Below are 16,900 nucleotides of genomic sequence, written 5' to 3' on the forward strand. Positions count from 1 at the left end.
CGTCAGCGCGCCGATCTGGGTGGTGGTGAGCGCACCGAGCTGGGTGGAGCGCAGGCCGGCGAACTGGGTGGTGGTGAGGACGCCGAGATCAGTGGTCTCCAGCGCCGCGGCCTGGACGCTGCTGAGGGCACCGAGCTGGGTGGAGGTCAGGCCGCCGACCTGGGTGGTGGTGAGGGCGGCGAGGTCAGTGGTCTCCATGCCGCGGATCTGGGCGGTGGAGAGGGCACCGATCTGCGTCGTGTTCAGGGCGCCGACCTGGGTGGTGGAGAGGGCGGCGACCTGGCCGGAGGTGAGGCCGGCGATCTGGGTCGTCCCGAAGCCCTCGACCTGGGTGGTGGTGAGCGCGGCGACCTGGGTGGTGGTGAGGCCGCTGACCTGGGTGGAGGTGAGGCCACCCAACTGCGTGGTCGTCAGGGCGCCGAGCTGGGTGGTGGTGAGCCCGACGAGCTGCGTCGATCCGAAGCCCCGCAACTGGGTCGTGGTCAGCACGCCGAGGTCGGTGGTCTCCAGCGCCGCCATCTGCGTGCTGGTCAGGGCCGCGAGCTGCGTGCTGCTGAGCACCGCAACCTGGGTCGTCGTCAGCGCGGCAAGCTGGGTGGAGACCAGCGCGCGCATGTCGGTCGTGGAGAGGACACCGATGGTCGTGGTGGTGAGACCCTGAATCTGGGTCGTCGTGAAGCCAGCAAGGATCGACATCGGCCCGCTCCAATTCGGAGGATCGCAATCGCGAAGCCAGCACCGTCCGTCCCTGAAGGGCGGATCACAGGCGCCGACGCGGGGGGGACATCTTGTCTTCCCGGCTCGCCGCGACCGTAGCTGCCGATGGGTTTCCGCTTCGTGAAAGCCGATGCGATCCCGATCCGGAAAATTGCTAACCGCTTGTTCAGCCCTGGCGGCGTAGCGGAGGACCTCCAGCGCTGCGCCAGGAACGGAGCATGCATCAGGCCAGGATCGCCGACCTCATCGCCGCCACGCAGTCCATGCCGGCGGCCGATGCCATCATGGCCTATCGGGGCTGGATCGCCGCGCAGGGCGGGGATCCGCTGCTCTACGCCGCCGCCTTCAACCTGGCGGTGCTGCTGGAACGGGAAGGCCGGCATGACGAGGCGGCGGAAGCCCATCGCCTCGCCGCGCAGCGCAACCCGGGCTTCCTGCCACCCTTCATCAGCATCGGCCTTGCCCATGAACGGCGGGGGGAGGTGGTGCAGGCGCTGGAGCATTGGCAATACGTGGCCAATGCCCTGCAGGCAGTGACGCGCGACGGCATCGCCAACCGCGGCAGTGCGATGAAGCAGATGGCCCGGCTGCAGGAGGACCTGAGCGCCTTCGAGGCGGCGGAGGAGGGGCTGCGCCAGGTGCTGGAGTTCGATCCCGCGCAGCGCGACGTGCTGCAGCGCTGGCTCAGCCTGCGCCAGCGCCGCTGTGCCTGGCCGTTGCTGGAACCGCCGGCCGGCATGGCGAAGGCCGCGCTGCTGCGGGACGCGGCGCCGCTGACGCTGGCGAACATGACCGACGACGCGATGCTGCTGCTGGCGCACGCCGCCGCCTGCACCCGTCGCGAAGCGCCGGTGCCGGCGGACTTCCAGGTGACGGCCGATTTCGCCGCGCAGTTCCAGCGACGCGGCCGGCGACGGATCGGCTACCTGTCCTCCGACCTCCGGGATCATGCCGTCGGGCACCTGACGGCCGACCTGTTCCGCCACCATGACCGCCAGTCCTTCGAGGTCTTCGTCTATGATTGCGGCATCGCGCGGGAGGATGCGACGAAGGCGCGCATCCGCGCTTCCGTCGAGCATTGGCGGGACATCATCGCGCTGGACGACGACACGGCGCTACGGCTGATGCGCGACGATGGGATCGACATCCTGGTCGATCTCAACGGCCATACGCGCGGTGGCAGGCTGGGGCTGCTGGCGCGGCGGCCGGCGCCGGTGATCGTCAACTGGCTGGGCTTCGCCGGCACCATGGGCAGCCCCTTCCACCACTACATCATCGCCGATGAGGCGATCATCCCGCCGGAGCGGGAGCATTTCTACAGCGAGGCGGTGCGGCGCCTGCCCTGCTACCAGCCGAATGACCGCCACCGCCTGGTGAGCGCGACGCCGCCGCGCAGCGTGCTCGGCCTGCCGGAGGCGGGCTTCGTGTTCTGCTGCTTCAACGGGATGCAGAAGATCACGCGCTTCGTCTTCGATCGCTGGATGACGATCCTGCGCGCCACGCCGGGCAGCGTGCTGTGGCTGATCCAGGGCGGCGCGGCGGCGGAGGCGGCGTTGCGTGGCCACGCGGCCGCGGCGGGAATCGACCCCGCGCGGCTGATCTTCGCGCCGCCGCTTCGCAACGCCGACCACGTGGCGCGCTATGCCGCGGCCGACCTGTTCCTGGATACCTGGCCCTATGGCGCGCACACCACGGCATCGGACTGCCTGTGGATGGGCACGCCGATCCTGACCGTGCCGGGGCAGAGCTTCGCGTCACGCGTCTGCGGCAGCCTGGTGAGGGCGGCGGGGATGGGCGACTTCCTCTGCCAGGACTGGGACGAGTATGTGCGGCGCGCGATCGCGCTCGCCACGGATCCCGCGCCCCTGGCCGAGGCGCGGGCGCGCCTGCTGGCGGGGCGGATGACCTCGGTGCTGTTCGACACGGAAGCGCTCGTGCGCGCGCTGGAAGGGCTGTTTCGCGGCATGTGGCGGGATGTGACTGGCGGCCGGCTGCCGCGGCCGGACCTGACGAACCTGGCCGAGTACCTCGAGATCGGGTCCGACTTCGCGCTGGATGGCGCGGCGCCGGCGGATGGCGCGGCGCTGGCGGCGCGGTGGCGGGATGCGCTGGCGCGGCGGGACGCCTTCAGCCCCCTGGCGGCGGATCGACGGTTCTGGCCCGGCGCGGCCACCCAGGCGGAGGCGGCGTGAGGCCATGCTCGACAGCATCCATCCCACCTGGCTCGATGAGTTCTTTGCCGGCGCCGGCGCAACCCTTGACGATCCACGCTTCGCCGGGCTCGGCCTGGAAGCGGTGCTGCCGCGGGCGGAGGCGGCGGTGGCGCGGGGGCGGCGGGACATCGCCATCGCGGGCTATCGCGCCTGGATCGGGGCCAATGCGGGGGCGCCGCAGGGCTTCGCCGCCTGGTTCAACCTCGGCGTCGAATTCGCGCAGGCGGGCGACCATGGCAATGCCATCACCGCCTATCGCAACGCGCTGCTGCTGAAGCCCGACCTGCACCAGGCGGCCGTCAATCTGGGCCTGGCGCTGGAAGCCACCGGCCAGGCGGACGCCGCGCTGGCGGCGTGGCAGCAGGCGCTGCAGCCGGATGATGCGCGGATCACGCTGCTGAACCATCGCGGCCGGCTGCTGGAGTTGCGCGGCGCGCTGGAGGAAGCGGTGGCGGCGCTGCGGTCCAGCCTGCTGATCGATCCGCACCAGCCCGATGTGCTGCAGCACTTCACGCATCTCCGCCAGCGCATCTGCGCCTGGCCGATCCTGGAGCCCGACATCCCCGGCCTGGGGCTTGAGGAACTGTGCCTGAATGCCGGGCCGCTCGGCGCGCTGGCGCTGTTCGACGACGTGGCCTTGCAGAACCGCATCGCCGCCGGATGGGTGGCGCGCAAGGTGCCGGCGGCGGCGGAGCGCCTGGCGCCGGAGGGCGGCTACCGGCACGATCGGATCCGGCTGGGCTACCTCTCCTCCGATTTCTGCCGCCATGCCATGAGCTTCCTGATCGCGGAAGTGCTGGAACGGCATGACCGCGCGCAGTTCGAGGTCTTCGGCTACTGCTCCTCCCCCGAGGATGGCAGCGACATCCGCGCGCGCGTGATCGCCGCGCTGGACCACCACATCCCCGTCGGCGCGCTGTCGGAGGAGGATGTGGCGCGGCGCATCCGGGCGGATGAGATCGACATCCTGATCGACCTCAATGGCCTCACGCGCGGCGCCAGGCTCGGCGCGCTGCGCTGGAAGCCGGCGCCGGTGATGGCGACCTGGCTCGGCTATATCGGGCCGGTGCCGGTGCCGGAGCTGGATTGGCTGATCTGCGACGGGCGGACCATCCCCGCGGAGACGGCGGGCCTCTATGCGCCCGCGCCGCTGCCGCTGCCGGGCCTCTACCAGGCGAATGACGCGCAGCCGATCGCGCTGCCCGAGGTCTCCCGCGCCGAGGAAGGGCTGCCGGCGGATGCCTTCGTCTTCTGCAACTTCTCGCACTACTACAAGATCACGGAGGAGATGTGGGGCGCCTGGATGGAGGTCCTGCGCCAGGTGCCGCGCAGCGTGCTGTGGCTGGTGGACGACAATCCGCCGGGCAGGCGCAACCTGCTGGCGCGCGCGGCGGAAGCAGGGATCGGGGCTGAGCGGCTGGTCTTCGCGGCGCGCGTCGATCCCGCGCGGTATCGCGCGAGGCTGGCGCTGGGTGATCTGTTCCTCGACACCACGCCCTACAATGCCGGCACGGTGGCGTCCGATGCGCTGCGCATGGGGCTGCCGATCCTGACGCTGTCGGGCCAGGCCTTCGCATCGCGCATGGCGGGCAGCCTGCTGGCGGCGATCGGGTTGCCGGAGGGGATCGTGACCAGCCGCGCGGACTACATCGCGCGGGCAGTGGCGCTGGCGACGCAGCCGGCGATGCAGGCGCGGGCGAAGGCGGCGCTGGCGGGGGATGCGTGGATGCGGACGCTGGGGGATACGGCGACCTTCACGACGCGGCTGGAGGCGAGCCTGCGCGGGGTGATGCTGCGCGGGTGATTCCGGGAAAGGCGCCGCCTTTCCCGGACCCTATCCGCCAAGGGGGAGACCCCCCTGGACCATCGTCAATGGCCTGGGTTTCAAGGGCCCGCTGGCCCTTGGCGAGGGGGTGAAGGGGGAGCAGCGCTCCCCCTTCAAGCCGCCCGCGCGAGTGTCGCCAGCCGCGCCTCCAGCGCCGCATCCAGCGCCACGCGCCGGTCGCACAGCGACCGGTACCAGTCGATCCGCCGCCGCATCTGATAGGCCGCCATCCGTTCATCCCTGACCCAGCCATGCGCCGCTTCCGCCATGGCGCGCGCGGCATCGGGGTTGGCGATGAAGCCGCGCAGCGCGGCCAGCAGCGCGGCGGGGTCGGGCAGGATCACGCCGGTCTCCCCATCCCGGATGCTGTCCTCATAGACCGTCGGGCTGGCCAGGCAGCAGAGGCGATGCGACGCGGCCTCCACCGCCTTGATGTCAGACTTCATGCTGTTGAAGCGCGTCCGGGCCAGCGGCAGGAAGGCCAGTTCGCACCCCGCCATGATGCCGCGATAGGTCGCGTAGTCGCAGGATGGCGTGAAGCGCTTGTGCGGCGTGGCCAGCGCGTCGAAGCTGGCGCGGTCGTGCACCACCTCGATCCGCAGGCGGCCATCGGCCTCCGCCATCGCCTGGTCCAGCACGGGCAGGAAGGGCGCGATATCCGCTTCGCGGTTGAGCGCGCCGAAAAAGATCGTGAGCTGCCCGGGATCCCGGAAATTGCGCGGGATGGGCAGCGTCTCCACGCTGTTGGGGAAGACCTCCACCTCCGCGTTCCATTGCCGCAGCAGGCGCGCCAGGCGCGGTGTCGAGGTCTGGACGGCGTGGACGGCGCGGAAGGTCATGTCATTCGCCGCGGCGATGTCCGGCCAGCGTTCGGGATCATCGTCGAATTCCTGCACGATGACGGCGCCGCTGCCGCGCAGGCCCTGGATGTAGCCGAGGGATTCCGCGCCCGGCCGCAGGAACAGCCGTTGCAGCACCATCACGCGGTCGATCTCCGCGCCGCCCGGCGGCATGGGCAGGTCGGCGGAGGCGATGGTGCCGATGCCGGGCGCGGTCGCGATGTCACGCATCGGTTGAAGCACACGGACCTCCGCCATCGCGGCGACGGGATCGGCCAGGGTGCGGGCGCCCACGATCATGGTGCGGGGCGCGCGGCGCGTGGCGCGCCAGACATATTGCAGCGGCCTGCTGCGATCGAGCCACCCCGCCTGGTCGATGCCGAGCGTGCGCAGCGCCGGCGCCAGGGCGGCGGCGAAGGCTTCTGCCTGTTCGGGCAGGAAGATGCGGGGCGCGACCTCGATCGGCACCAGCCCGGCATCCGACAGCGCCTGCTGCATCATGCGTGGCGTGAACCAGCGGAGATGCGTGCGGTCATAGAGGCCGTGATCCTCGTAGTTCCAGGCGCCGGCCAGCAGCCGCGCCGCGAAGGACCAGTGTTCCAGATTGGGGATGCAGACCAGCAGCACACCCTGGTCCGACAGCAGCGATGCGTCGCGCTTCAGCACCGCCCAGGGATCGCGGAGATGTTCCAGCACGTCGCCGAAGATCATCGCGTCCAGCGAACCGTCCTCCAGCGGCGGGCGGGTCGCCTCGATGTCCAGGGACAGCACTTCCGCCAGGTGGGTCCGCGCGCGCGCCGCCAGGGCGGGATCGGGTTCGATGCCGATCACGCGCGTCTTCGGGTTGATGCGGCGGAAGGCGGCGCCCAGCGCCCCGGCGCCGCAGCCGACATCGAGGATCGTCGCGGCATCGCGGGGGATGCGGGACAGCAGGTCCGGATTGGCGTCCGACCCGTAGACGAAGCCATCATCGTGGGACACGGCAGAGTCTCCGTTCTGGAGGAAGGGGGGTCACGGTTCCCGGATGCTTTCCCGGAAGCCGCGCAGGAGCGGTTCGATGAAGAAGGCGATGACGCGGCGCGCGCCGACCTGGATTTCCGCCGTGACGGTCATGCCGGGGATGAGGCGCGAGCCCGGGGGCGCATCGGGCAGGCTGGGCGTGTCGAAGGTGATGCGGGCGCGGTGGACGGGCGGGCCCGGTGCCTCGCCTTCGCGGGGCTGGGAATCGGGGGCCAGGCTTTGCAGCCGGCCCTGCAGCACGCCGTTGCGCTGGAAGGGGAAGGCGTCCACCTTCACCACCGTCGGATCCTCCCCGCGCAGCCGGCCGATATCGCTGGAGCGCAGCGTGATCTCCGCCACCAGCGGCGCGTTGATCGGCACCAGCGTGACCAGCGCCTCGGCCTCCCTCAGCACGGAACCGGCGGAGCGGCGGGCGATGTCCAGCACCACGCCATCCTCCGGCGCGACGAGGACACTCATCGCCGCCAGGCGCTCCGCCTTCGCCAGCTGGTCCTCCGTGCGCTGCAATTCGCCGCGCAGGCGCACCAGTTCCTCCAGCAGTTGGCGGCGCCAATCGTCACGGAAGGCGTCGCGTTCGGCCTTCTTGGCGGCGAGCACGCCTGTCAGTTCCTCCGCCCGGTGGCGCGCCTGGCGCTGGTCCTGCTCCGCACGCAGCCGGTCCGACCGGGCGGCGAGGGCGTTGAGGCGGGAGCCGACCTGGCTGGCCAGCAGCCGGCCGCGCATGGATTCGACCTCCGCCGCGATGGCGGTCTGTTCGGCGCGGATGGCATCGCCATCGCGCAGCGCCGCGATGGAGGATTCGAGCGCGCGGATATCCGCGGCGTAGCCGGCCATGCGCGCGGCGTAGAGCGAGGCGCGCTGCGCCAGCAGCAGGGATTGCAGCGTGCCATCCGCGGTCAGCGGCATGGGCGTGGGCTGGCCCGCAAGTTCTGCTTCCACCCGTTCCATCTGTGCGGCCAGGCTGCGGCGCTGCGCGACCAGCGAAAGGCGATCGGCTTCCGCGAAGGTCGGGTCCATCAACGCCAGGATCTGGCCCTGCACCACCACCTGGCCGGGACGGACGCGGATTTCCTGGATGACGGCGCGTTCCATCGGCTGCACCACCAGCGGCGGCGCATCCGCGGCCAGCCGCCCGCTGCCGGTGACCACCACATCCACCTCCGCCACGCTGGCCAGCGTGACGAGACCGCCGAGCAGCGCCGCCAGCACCCAGGGCCAGAAGCGGAGCGAGGGGGGTGGCGGTTCCTCGATCAGCCGGTCCAGGTCGTCCTGGAACTCGATCGCTTCCGGCGCCAGCCGCGGCGGTTTTCCCCGCACGCGCCTGCTGCTGCCGATGCGCGCGAGGGCGACCGGTGCCGCCGCCGGGGGCGCTGCCGGCGCTAGTGCAGGTGCTGTGTCTGCTGCTGCCATAGGTGCCTGTAGATGTCGCAGCGTTCGAGCAGCACGGCGTGCGGTGCGCAGTCGATGAGCTTGCCCTGGTCCAGCACCAGGATCGCATCCGCCTGCACCAGCGATGACAGGCGGTGGGAGACGATGATCATGGTGCGGCCGCGCCCGATCTCCGCCAGGTTCCGCTGGATGATCGCCTCGCTATCCGGATCGAGGGCGCTGGTCGCCTCATCGAAGATCAGCAGGCGCGGGCGGGTCAGCAGGGCGCGGGCGATGGCGATGCGCTGGCGCTGGCCGCCGGAGAAGTTGGTCGCGCCTTCCTCCACCATCGTGTCGTAGGACAGCGGCAGGCGCCGGATGAATTCCTCCGCCCCCGCCAGGCGCGCGACCTCGATGATCTCATCGAGCGTGGCGTCGGGGCGGGCGGCGGCGATGTTGTCCCGGATCGTGCCGTGGAACAGCAAATTGTCCTGCAGCACGATGCCGACGGAGCGGCGGAGATGGTCGAGGTCGATGTGCCGGATGTCGACGCCGTCGAACTGGATGAGGCCGTCCTGCGGCGCGTGGATGGCCTGGATCAGCCGCGTGACGGTGGTCTTGCCGGAGCCCGACCGCCCGACGACGCCGATGGCCTGGCCTTCGCCGACGGCGAAGGTCACGCGGTCCAGCGCCGGGGTGGCGGCGCCGGGGTAGCGGAAGACCACATTCTCGAACCGCAGGGCGCCGGTGATGGTGGGGCGCGCGGTCCGGTCATGCGCGCCGCGCTCGGGCGGCGTATTCATCACCGTGCCGAGCATGGAGATGGACAGCGCGGCTTCCTGGTATTCGTTGATCAGGGCGACCATCTGCACCAGCGGCCCGGTGACGCGGTTGGACAGCATGGTGAAGGCGACCAGCGCGCCGATGGTGAGCGACCCGTCGAAGACCAGCAGCGCGCCGATGGCGAGCACGCCGATCTGCATCAGCTTCTCCAGCGTGGAGGTGATGACGTTGCCGGCGGCGGAGATGCGGCCGACCGCGGCGTGCTGGCGCGCGGCGCCGGCGATGCGGTCGTCCCAAACCTTCTGGCGCGCGGGTTCCAGCACGAGCGACTTCACCGCGCGCATGTTGTGCAGCGTTTCCACCAGGTAGGCCTGGCGTGCGCCTTCCTGCTGATACAGGGCATCGAGGCGCCGGCGGAAGGACGGCACCATGGCCCCGATGACGGCGGCGATGGCCAGGGAAAAGCCGAGCACCACGGCCGTCAGCACCCCGCTGTAGAGCGCCAGGAACACCAGCAGCACCGGCAGCAGCAGCGCATCCAGCATCACCTGGAAGAGACGGCCCGTGAGGAAGTGGCGCGTCTTCTCGGTCTGCTGCATGTGCCGCACCAGGACCCCCGCGGGGTGCGATTCGAAGAAATGCAGCGGCAGGCCCATCAGGTGGCGGAAGGTGCGGGAATTGAGCTTCGCGTCGATCTTGTTGCTGGCCAGCAGCATCAATTGCTGGCGGAGGTAGCTGAAGGCGCTGTCGAAGACGGTCAGCAGCAGGAACACCGCCACCACGGCGACCAGGGTCTGGTAGGCCTGGTGGGTGATGACCTTGTCGATCAGCACCTGCATCAGCAGCGGCGTGGCGAAGCTGATGAGGTTGGCGACGATGGCGGCGACGGCGACACCGGCGAAGAGGCGCCGGTGGCGGATGATCTCCGGCAGGAACCAGCGGAAGCCGAAGGGCTGGTCATCCTCCGTCAGCCGATGCACGCGCTTCACCAGCAGCAGCGTGCCGCCCCATTCCGCCATGAAGCGGTCGGGGGCGATGAGCTGGACGCCCAGATGTTCGGCGGCGGGGTCGAGCACGGCGGCCATGCCCGTGCCCTCCGGCCCCGGCACCATCTGCACGAGGACGGACCAGGACCCGTCGCGCTTCAGCAGCAGGGCGGGATAGGCGGTGCCGAGGGAGGCGGCCTTGTCCCAGCCGCAGCCCCGCAGCGCGCGCGTCTTCAGCCCGGCGTCGCGCAGCGCGCGCAGCACGGGGGCGAGCATGTCGCCCTCCGCCATGGCCGGCAGCTGGTCCGGCCGCAGGCGCAGCCCGTGATGGAGGGCGACGAGGAAGACGCAGCGGATCGCCGTGAGGGCGGGAGGCATGATGCGCGCGCGCGTTCAGCCTGCGGGCCGGGCCGTTCGATCCTGCGGGTCGGCGTAGGTCATGGGCTTCTCCCCCTCAACCGGCGTATTACCGGCCCTGGGGGATAGCGCGGGGAGGCTTGACGGGGGGTTAGCGCCCTTCAGGCGCCAAGCGGTCCCACGGTGATGGTCAGGGTCCCGCGGCCCGCGAATTCGCCATGCAGCACGCCGCCCGCCGCGGGGACTGGCAGCATGCCGGTGAGGCTGCCCAGCGTGACGACCTCGCCTGCCGTCGGTGCATGGCCGATGACGAGGCAGCGGTCGCGCCAGGCCTCGATCAAGGCGGCGATCGGCATGGCGCGATGCGTGCCTTCGTGCTTCGCGACCTCGATGCCATCGACAGTCAGGCGCATGGCCGCATTCTCCACATCCGGCCAGGTCCAGCGGCCCACGGAGGGGCCGACGACGCAGCAGCCATTGGAGACGACGTCGGCGATCTTCTCGAGGTCCGAGGGCTTCGCCCCCGGCGCGTAGCGGCTTTCCACCAGTTCGAAGAGCATCACCATCTCCGCCATGTCCGGCATGGCGGCGGGGGTGAGGGTGGCGAGGTCGGCGGCGGACAGCGCGCGGGTGAGGCGGAGCGCCACTTCCAGCTCCATCCCGCTGTGCAGCGGCAGGCGGAGCGGCTTGTCGGAGACGGGGGCGAGGGCGGCATCGGGCAGGGGGGCGGCGAAGACATGCGCATTGGCGCGGCCCACCTTCCACCCCGCGATGGACCAGCCCAGCGCGGCGTAGGTCGCGATCTGCACGGCTTCCGCTTCCGCCTGGTCGAGCGGGCAGAGCACCGCGGGCAGGCCTTCCGGCTTGTCGCGCCGGCCGCGGCGGATATCCGCCAGCAGGGCGGCGGCGCCGGCGATGCGCGCGTCGCGCGTCTGCGGGGCATCGAACATGAAGGCGTCTCCCTGAGTCCCGCAGGTCGCGGGCCGGGGACGCTAGGGGCGTTGCGCGCGTCGCGTCAAACCGGCAGGCGTCAGACGGGGGCGCCGTTCCACACCGGGAAGCTGCCGGAGGCGACGGGCAGGCCGGGGCGGCGCCAGACGGCGCGCCAGGAGACCTGGTCGAACACCATCCCCATGTGGAAGAACTGGCCGCCGGCGGTCAGCTCGATCTCCGCGACCTGGCCGCGCAGGCCGGGGGCCAGCTGCTCCATCGCATGGGCCACCAGCTCGTGGCGCGGCACGCCATGGATGGTGCCGGCATCGATCGGCATCAGGGTGTTGGCGGCGAAGGAGGCGGGGGCGAAATCGAAGGGCATGGGAAGCTCCGTGACCGGGATCGTGGTAGGGGATCCCGCTCCTCGGGTGGTGCCGGCCTTTCTGGCCCCCGGGCGTTCTGGCCCGGTTCGCGTGGGGGCAATAAAGCGCACCGAGGGTTGACGACGGGTAAATCCCGCGGGGACTTTCCGCAGGACCGCGGATGGGCCATCTGCCAGCCATGCAACGACGCACCCTGATCGCCGCCGCCCTGATCCTCGCCCCGCCGGCGCTGGCGCAGCAATCCCGGCCCACCGCGCCACCGCCGCCGCCCGCCGCGGCGGCCATCGACCGCGCGGCGGTGGCGCGGGTGGAGGCCTATCTCAACGGGCTGCGGACGCTGAAGGCGCGCTTCCTGCAGGTGGCGCAGAACGGCGCCTCGGCGGAGGGCACGGCGCTGATCAGCCGGCCCGGCCGCATGCGCTTCGACTACAACCCGCCGGAGCCGATGCTGCTCGTGGCCTCCGGTGGGCAGGTGATGATGTATGACCGGGAACTGCGGCAACCCAGCACCGTGCCCGCTTCCTCCACCCCGCTCGGCCTGCTGCTGCGGCAGGAGATCCGGCTCTCCGGCGACATCACGGTGACCGGGACGGAGCGGACGGGCGGCTTCCTCCGCATCGGCCTGCACCGCACCGGCGCACCGCAGGAGGGGCGGCTGACGCTGGCCTTCCAGGAACAGCCGATGGAGCTGCGGCAATGGACGGTGCTGGACGCGCAGGGGCGGGAGACGCGGGTGACGCTCTATGAGGTCGAGACGGGGGTGCGCCTCGACAACAAGCTGTTCGACTTCAACGATCCGACCTTCATGGAGCAGGAAGGGCTGAGGCGGGGGGGGTGATCGCCGACGCGGGGGGGCGCATCAGTCGCCATCCTCCTCCAGCAATCCCAGCCGGGTGAGGCGGTGGCAAAAGGCGAGGGCGCCGTCGCCCAGCGCATCGGGCGTGGTGCCTTCCGCCAGCGCGCCGATCCATCCGGCCTCCGCCGGCGTCAGTGCCAGCGGGTCCCCGGCCCAGCGCAGCCAGGCGCCGCCGGTTTCCTCATCGGGGATGAGGGCGTGCAACAGCCCGCCCGCCAGGCGCAGCCGCGTGGTGCCGCCCGGCATCCGGGGGAACAGGCCGCGGCCGAGCATGGGCGCGCGGTCCATCGCCAGGCGGTCCAGCAGCGCGAGGGCGGTGCGTTCCAGGGACGCAGGCTGCGCCAGCATGGCCGCCAGCGGCTGGGCGAGGGGCGCCAGCGCGCCCGGGCCATCCGCCAGGCGCCAGGTGGGAAAGGCGGCACGGAGCGCGGGTTCCGCCTCCTCCAGCAGGTCCACCGCCATGCGCAGCACGCTGGCGAAGGAGGGTTCCATGAAGCCCACCGTGACATGCAGCGACGGCGCCGCGCCATCCTGCGCAGCGGCATCGTGCAGCACGCCACGGGGGACATAGAGGGCATCGCCCGGGCGCATGGTGATCTCCACCGCCTCCGCCAGCGGTTCCACGCCGCCGACCCAGGGGGTGCGGCGGGTGGGGGCCGGGAAGGGCTGGCCCGGCCAGATGCGCCAGTGCTTCTCCCCCTGCACCTGCAGGACCAGCACGTCATGCGTGTCGTAATGCATGCGGAAGCCCTGGGCGCCGGGGGGCGTCAGGTAGATGTTCGCCTGCACCGCATGCAGGAAGACCTGTTCCAGCCCCCGGCAGAAGCGCCCCAGCGCCGGGTGCAGTTCATGAAACTGGGAGATGACGAGCGTCGCCCCGCGGTCGAAGGCGTGGAACAGGCGGGGCAGGTCGGCCGCGCCATCGGCCGTGGCATACTCATCCTCCGGCACCCCCGCGCCGCCCTGGCGGTTGCCATCGGCCATGGAGATGCGGGGCCGCCGCGCGGCATCCGTCGCCAGGAAGGCATCGAGGTCCGCGATGGAGAGCAGGGGCGCGTAGCGGGCGGGGTCACTGGCGGGAAAGTGGCGCCAATCCGTGCTCTCCCGCAGTGCGAAACCATCCTCGACCGACATATCGCCGAAGCCCAGCGCCCAGGCTTCCTCCGCCATCCCAGCCATGCCCGTCATTCCCCCCGCCGATCGATGGTGCATCATCGGCGGGGAGCGTGATCCAGGGAAGGGGGCGCTACTTCGCCTCCTGCAGCGCCGTTTCCATCGCGGCGAAATTGGGCATGAGGCCGGAGGGGATGGTCTTGCGGCCGACCTCGATCGCGACCTGCGGCGCGTTGCCATGCAGATGCGCGACCAGCACGGCGCGGATCACCTCCAGGAACCGCGCATCCTCCTCCACCACGCCCTTCAGGCGGACGGCGATGGGGCCGACCAGGCCATAGGCGAGCAGCACGCCGAGGAAGGTGCCAACCAGCGCCGATCCGATCATCGCGCCCAGCACCGCCGGCGGCTTGTCGATGGAGCCCATGGTCTTGATGACGCCGAGCACGGCGGCGACGATGCCGAGCGCGGGCAGCGCATCCGCCATGTTCTGCAGGGCATGCGCGGCGTGCAGCTCCTCGTTCCGCACCTTCTTCAGCTCGCTCGCCATGATGTCCTCGATCTGGTGCGGATCGTCGGCGTTCATGCCGACCATGCGCAGGTAGTCGCAGATCAGGTAGGTCGCGTGATGATCCGCCATGATGCGGGGGTAGGCCAGGAAGATCGGGCTTTCCGTCGGCTTCTCGATATGCGGCTCCAGCCCCGCGGCACCCTTGGACTGCGCGACCTTCAGCAGCTTGTGCAGCAGCACGCCGAGGTCGAGGTAGTCCTGCGTCTTGTACCGGCTGCCCTTGATGGCCTTCCCGATGCCGCCCATCGTGTGCTTCACGTCGGACATCGAGTTGGACATGAGGAAGCTGCCGACGGCGGCGCCGCCGATGATCAGCATCTCGAAGGGCAGGGCGTGGAGGATCGGCCCCATCTGGCCGCCCGCGACCATGTAGCCGCCGAAGACGCAGGCCAGAAGGATGGCGAGGCCAGCGATCAGGATCATGGCGCAGTCACTCCTTGGGCGGGCAGCAGCATCAGCACCGCGACCCGTCGGTTCGCGGCATCAAGCGGATTGGCGGGGACAAGCAGTTCGCGTTCGGCGCGGCCGGTCACGCTGCGCATGCGGCGGTCCGTGATGCCGGCATCGACCAGCAGGCGGCGCGTGGCATTGGCGCGTTCGGCGGAAAGGTCCCAGTTCGATCGTTCGCCGCCGCTGCGGAAGGGTGCGGCATCGGTGTGGCCCGTGACCTCGATGGGATGGGGCAGGCGGGCCAGCACCTGCGCCACGCGCAGCAGCAGCGCGCGGCCGCGTTCATTGGGCGCGGCGCGGCCGGTTTCGAAGACCGGCTGGCCTTCGGCATCCACCAGCTGGATGCGCAGGCCCTCCGGCACTTCCTCCACGATCAATTGCCGGCCGAGTGAGGCCAAGGCGGGGTCGTTGCGGACGGCCTGGCGGATCTCCTCCGCCGCGCGGGTCAGCAATTCCTGGCGCGCGGCTTCGGCGGCGCGGCGGAGCGCCTCGTTGTCCACGGAGCCGCGACGGGCGGCATTGTCCGATCCGCGCAGCGCGGCTTCCAGCTCTCCCGCGCGGCGGGCGGCATCCGCCATGGCATCGCCTTCCGGCACGGCCTGGGCGGGCGGCGTCTGCTGGCGGGCGGAGGGGCGGGGCAGGCGGATCTCCGGGCCTTCCTCCTCCTCCTCCGAATCCAGGCCGGGCTGGGCGGTGCGCATCATCGGCACCAGCGGCGCGTCGGCGATGAGGGGACCATCGCTGTAGAGGCTTCGGCCGCCGAAGGGCTGGCCCGAGCCGCTGGGCCCGCGCGCCAGGTCGTTGGGCTGCGCGAAATAGTCGGCGATGCCGCGGCGCTGCGCTTCCGTCGTCGCGTTCACCAGCCACATCAGCAGGAAGAAGGCCATCATCGCCGTGACGAAGTCGGCATAGGCGATCTTCCACGCGCCGCCGTGATGGGCGTGCTCGCCTTCCTCGATCCGCTTGATCACGATCGGGGCGATGTTGCCCTTGCCACCGGGCTTCGGCATCGGGGTTTCTCCTGCCCTTGCCGCGGTCAGGCGCCGGCCAGGCCGAAGCCGGCGGCGGGCACCAGATGGGCGCGGCGCATGCGGGGCTGGCCGGCGGCGAAACGGTCCCGCGCGGCAGCGACGGCGGCCGGGCCGGGGTCTTCCGCCACATAGCCCAGGCCCCAGACGGTGCGGACGATCTCCGCCGCGCCGGCCGCCGCCAGCTTGCGCCGCAGCTTGCAGACGAAGACGTCGATGATGCGCTGGTCGGGGCCTTCCTCATCGCCGTAGAGGCGGCTCATGAAACGCTCCTTGCTCAGCAGCGCGGAGCGGCGGAGCAGCAGCGTCTCCAGCACCTCGAACTCCCGGCCCGTGATGGTGACGGGGCGGCCATCGACGGTGACGGATTGGCGGTCCCGGTCCAGCGCGACATTGCCGCAGAGGAGGAGGGAGGGCGCATGCGCTGCGGTGCGCCGCACCATCGCCTGCACGCGCGCGACGACGACGGGGCTGGCCACTGGGCGCGCCACCAGGTCATCGGCGCCATGGTTCAGCGCGGTCGCTTCCTCCGCCGGCGTCATCGGGCCGGCGATGACCAGGATGGGCGCCTGGACGCCGTGGCGGCGGATGTCCCGCAGCACCGGCAGCGCTTCCCGCGACAGATCCGCCACGCTGAGGACGACGGCATCGAAGGGACCGCTTTCCGCCGTCGTGGCGCCGATGCCGTCGAGATCATCCGCCTGTTCGACGAAGCGCCCGGAACCCGCCAGAGCCCGGCGCAGCGGCGCGTGATCGTCAGCCGTGACGCCGAGCAGGATTCTCATCGGTCTTTGCCTCGCGTTTTTCGCAGGGTGTGTGGGCGGCGCCGGGACGACGCTGAAGAAGGACATGTCCACCGCGCCTTACGCGTGGCCGCTGGTGATGAGGTCGGGGGGCAGCCGCTTGGCGATCTCGATGCGCAGGCGAAGCGCCACGGGGGCGCAGACGCGTCGCGCCTCGGCACCCTCCGCCGCCAGCGCTTCGGCTTCCGCCGCGGCGGCTTCCAGCACCTCCATCGCGGGCGGTTCTTCGGCCAGCAGGCGGCGCTGCATGTCGCGCAGCAGCGCCAGGCCCTGCGTCGCCGCATCCTGGGGGGAAGGGCGCCGGCGGCGTGGCGGCGGATCGTCATGCCCCTGGATCGCCAGCAGCCCGGTGGCGCATTGCGGACCCGTGCTGGCCATGACGCCGCCATCGGCTTCGCCGCCGTTGAATCCATGGGCGCCGAGCAACGCGCCGAAATCGCCGCGCATCGCGCGCAGCCGCGATGCCGCGATCGGCGGCGGCGGGGCGGCGGTGGTGGCGACGCGCAACATGGGCAGGGCTACCCCTTCTGGATTTCTCGATTGCCCGTTTGCGCGCCGTCGATTTCTGCGGTGTGAACAGTACGGTCGGCGCCGTCCCGGCCTTCAGCCACGCCGGTCTTCGTGACCGCGCGCCTCGGGATGATCGCAGCTGTTC

The 16,900-nt window shown here is 71.1% G+C and carries 14 protein-coding genes; 3 read left to right on the plus strand and 11 right to left on the minus strand.

From position 1 onward, the window contains the following. The coding region (locus tag BM041_RS00005; protein ID WP_456303949.1) for a hypothetical protein at nucleotides 1-696 on the minus strand (696 nt) is incomplete at its 3' end. Nucleotides 697-935: 239 nt separating this feature from the next. Between BM041_RS00005 and BM041_RS00010 the strand changes: the two genes are divergently transcribed. Continuing rightward, on the plus strand, nucleotides 936-2,909 hold the full coding sequence (locus BM041_RS00010; RefSeq protein ID WP_092953628.1) for an O-linked N-acetylglucosamine transferase, SPINDLY family protein: 1,974 nt from the start codon (nucleotides 936-938) through the stop codon (nucleotides 2,907-2,909). Between the two features lie 4 nt (nucleotides 2,910-2,913). Continuing rightward, a complete protein-coding gene (locus tag BM041_RS00015; RefSeq protein WP_217648570.1) occupies nucleotides 2,914-4,734 on the plus strand; it encodes an O-linked N-acetylglucosamine transferase, SPINDLY family protein in 1,821 nt (606 codons plus the stop codon). A 134-nt stretch (nucleotides 4,735-4,868) separates the two neighbouring features. Here BM041_RS00015 and BM041_RS00020 read toward each other — a convergent pair whose 3' ends face one another. The 5 genes from BM041_RS00020 to BM041_RS00040 all read right to left on the minus strand — a co-directional run bounded on the left by BM041_RS00020 (nucleotide 4,869) and on the right by BM041_RS00040 (nucleotide 11,423). Continuing rightward, complete coding sequence (locus tag BM041_RS00020; protein WP_092953631.1) at nucleotides 4,869-6,575, minus strand: methyltransferase domain-containing protein; 1,707 nt, start codon at nucleotides 6,573-6,575, stop codon at nucleotides 4,869-4,871. Between the two features lie 30 nt (nucleotides 6,576-6,605). After that, the gene (locus BM041_RS00025; protein WP_175533635.1) at nucleotides 6,606-7,931 is read right to left on the minus strand and encodes an HlyD family type I secretion periplasmic adaptor subunit; all 1,326 of its coding nucleotides are present in this window, start codon (nucleotides 7,929-7,931) and stop codon (nucleotides 6,606-6,608) included. Between the two features lie 62 nt (nucleotides 7,932-7,993). Next, complete coding sequence (locus tag BM041_RS00030; protein ID WP_092953637.1) at nucleotides 7,994-10,129, minus strand: peptidase domain-containing ABC transporter; 2,136 nt, start codon at nucleotides 10,127-10,129, stop codon at nucleotides 7,994-7,996. Between the two features lie 140 nt (nucleotides 10,130-10,269). Then, a complete protein-coding gene (locus BM041_RS00035) occupies nucleotides 10,270-11,058 on the minus strand; it encodes a fumarylacetoacetate hydrolase family protein (protein WP_092953640.1) in 789 nt (262 codons plus the stop codon). Nucleotides 11,059-11,138: 80 nt separating this feature from the next. After that, entirely contained in the window at nucleotides 11,139-11,423 is a 285-nt protein-coding gene (locus BM041_RS00040; RefSeq protein ID WP_092953643.1) for a hypothetical protein, read from the minus strand. Nucleotides 11,424-11,602: 179 nt separating this feature from the next. On the opposite strand from BM041_RS00040, the gene BM041_RS00045 reads away from it, so the two are divergent. Next, nucleotides 11,603-12,262: a LolA family protein gene (locus BM041_RS00045; RefSeq protein WP_092953646.1), complete on the plus strand. Its 660-nt coding sequence runs from the start codon at nucleotides 11,603-11,605 to the stop codon at nucleotides 12,260-12,262. Nucleotides 12,263-12,283: 21 nt separating this feature from the next. Here the strand turns inward: BM041_RS00045 and BM041_RS00050 are convergent, their stop codons facing one another. The 5 genes from BM041_RS00050 to BM041_RS00070 form a co-directional block, all read right to left on the minus strand. Continuing rightward, complete coding sequence (locus tag BM041_RS00050) at nucleotides 12,284-13,459, minus strand: cupin domain-containing protein (RefSeq protein ID WP_175533636.1); 1,176 nt, start codon at nucleotides 13,457-13,459, stop codon at nucleotides 12,284-12,286. 67 nt (nucleotides 13,460-13,526) lie between these two features. Next, nucleotides 13,527-14,387, minus strand: coding sequence for a flagellar motor stator protein MotA (gene motA / locus BM041_RS00055; protein ID WP_092953652.1), 861 nt, complete (start codon nucleotides 14,385-14,387; stop codon nucleotides 13,527-13,529). After that, nucleotides 14,384-15,424 (minus strand): flagellar motor protein MotB, encoded by a 1,041-nt coding sequence (locus BM041_RS00060; RefSeq protein WP_092953655.1) that lies wholly within the window; start codon nucleotides 15,422-15,424, stop codon nucleotides 14,384-14,386. The genes motA and BM041_RS00060 overlap by 4 nt, the downstream gene beginning before the upstream one ends. Before the next feature lie 26 nt (nucleotides 15,425-15,450). Next, entirely contained in the window at nucleotides 15,451-16,227 is a 777-nt protein-coding gene (locus BM041_RS00065; protein ID WP_139225912.1) for a response regulator transcription factor, read from the minus strand. Between the two features lie 78 nt (nucleotides 16,228-16,305). Further along, on the minus strand, nucleotides 16,306-16,755 hold the full coding sequence (locus tag BM041_RS00070) for a flagellar assembly protein FliX (protein WP_092953661.1): 450 nt from the start codon (nucleotides 16,753-16,755) through the stop codon (nucleotides 16,306-16,308). Nucleotides 16,756-16,900 lie beyond the last annotated feature (145 nt).

It is taken from the genome of Falsiroseomonas stagni DSM 19981, from assembly GCF_900114315.1.
Lineage (GTDB): Bacteria > Pseudomonadota > Alphaproteobacteria > Acetobacterales > Acetobacteraceae > Falsiroseomonas > Falsiroseomonas stagni.

What these genes read in the sequence shown, in the direction of transcription:
- BM041_RS00070 (WP_092953661.1), bottom strand. Translation starts at nt 16,755, where the DNA reads ATGTTGCGCGTCGCCACCACCGCCGCCCCGCCGCCGCCGATCGCGGCA.
- BM041_RS00050 (WP_175533636.1), bottom strand. Translation starts at nt 13,459, where the DNA reads ATGGCTGGGATGGCGGAGGAAGCCTGGGCGCTGGGCTTCGGCGATATG.
- motA (WP_092953652.1), bottom strand. Translation starts at nt 14,387, where the DNA reads ATGATCCTGATCGCTGGCCTCGCCATCCTTCTGGCCTGCGTCTTCGGC.
- BM041_RS00035 (WP_092953640.1), bottom strand. Translation starts at nt 11,058, where the DNA reads ATGTTCGATGCCCCGCAGACGCGCGACGCGCGCATCGCCGGCGCCGCC.
- BM041_RS00040 (WP_092953643.1), bottom strand. Translation starts at nt 11,423, where the DNA reads ATGCCCTTCGATTTCGCCCCCGCCTCCTTCGCCGCCAACACCCTGATG.
- BM041_RS00045 (WP_092953646.1), top strand. Translation starts at nt 11,603, where the DNA reads ATGCAACGACGCACCCTGATCGCCGCCGCCCTGATCCTCGCCCCGCCG.
- BM041_RS00015 (WP_217648570.1), top strand. Translation starts at nt 2,914, where the DNA reads ATGCTCGACAGCATCCATCCCACCTGGCTCGATGAGTTCTTTGCCGGC.
- BM041_RS00060 (WP_092953655.1), bottom strand. Translation starts at nt 15,424, where the DNA reads ATGCCGAAGCCCGGTGGCAAGGGCAACATCGCCCCGATCGTGATCAAG.
- BM041_RS00065 (WP_139225912.1), bottom strand. Translation starts at nt 16,227, where the DNA reads ATGAGAATCCTGCTCGGCGTCACGGCTGACGATCACGCGCCGCTGCGC.
- BM041_RS00030 (WP_092953637.1), bottom strand. Translation starts at nt 10,129, where the DNA reads ATGCCTCCCGCCCTCACGGCGATCCGCTGCGTCTTCCTCGTCGCCCTC.
- BM041_RS00010 (WP_092953628.1), top strand. Translation starts at nt 936, where the DNA reads ATGCATCAGGCCAGGATCGCCGACCTCATCGCCGCCACGCAGTCCATG.